This window comes from Streptomyces sp. H27-H5 (assembly GCF_026627505.1).
Lineage (GTDB): Bacteria > Actinomycetota > Actinomycetes > Streptomycetales > Streptomycetaceae > Streptomyces.
Map to the genome: position 1 here is coordinate 1 of NZ_JAPNLK010000330.1, position 942 is coordinate 942.

A 942-nucleotide genomic window follows, 5' to 3' on the forward strand; every position below is an offset into this window, starting at 1 on the left:
CTCGCACCAGGCACGGGCGTCCTCGACGCAGCCGAACCGGTCGGGAAAGTCGTGCCGGTACTTCAGTGTCTTGTACTGGCTCTCCGAGTACGGGTTGTCGTTCGACGTCTTCGGCCGTGAGTGTGACTTGGTGACGCCGAGGTTCGACATCATCTGGGCGACGTTCTCGGCGACCATCGGTGATCCCCTGTCGGAATGGACGGTCAACCGTCCTCGTTCCACCTCGTACTTGAGGATGGTGGAAGACAGGAACTGCTCGGCGAGCTCCTTGTTCTCGGCCGTGGCGATCATCCAGCCGGTGGTGTAGCGGCTGTAGATGTCGATGATCGTGTAGAGGCAGTAGTAGCTGCCCTTGACCGGGCCCTTCAGCTTGGTGATGTCCCACGACCAGACCCGGTTGGGGCCCTCGGCTATCAGCTCTGGTTTCTTGCGCGGCGGGTGAGTGGCCTGCCGGCGCCGTTCGCGGACCTCGCCGTGCCGGCGCAGGATCCGGTACATCGTCGACTCCGAGCACAAGTAGACGCCACGGTCCAGCAGCACCGCGTAGATTTCGGCGGGCGCCATGTCGACGAACTCGTCCGACCGCAGCACCTCAAGGACCTTGGCCTCCTCGGCCTGGCCGAGGGCCCGCGGATGCCGTCGCCGCTCACGCCGCGGCCGCACAGGAGCGGGACCGCGGCGGTGATGACGGTAGTAGGTGGCCCGGCTCACGCCGAGCGCGGAGCACGCCTTCACCCGGCCTACCAAGCCCGTCAGGTCCTCCAGAGCCCGGTCGCGGGCATCCTCGAAGACCGTGCCCGCCACCGGATCCAGCCCCGTGTCCGTGTCCGTGTCCGTCGGGATGCTCACCTGCTCTCGCCGTTCCTCATCGCGCTGTCCGTGGCGAACTGGTCGAGCAGCGCGGAGAGTTTTGACTGAACCTCGATGACGGTGCGGGCCTTG

At 66.1% G+C, this 942-nt stretch carries 1 protein-coding gene; it reads right to left on the bottom strand.

The window, feature by feature from the left end:
• Positions 1 to 849: DDE-type integrase/transposase/recombinase (locus OTB19_RS43120; RefSeq protein WP_267804317.1), on the bottom strand; the 849-nt coding region annotated here is incomplete at its 3' end.
• Positions 850 to 942 lie beyond the last annotated feature (93 nt).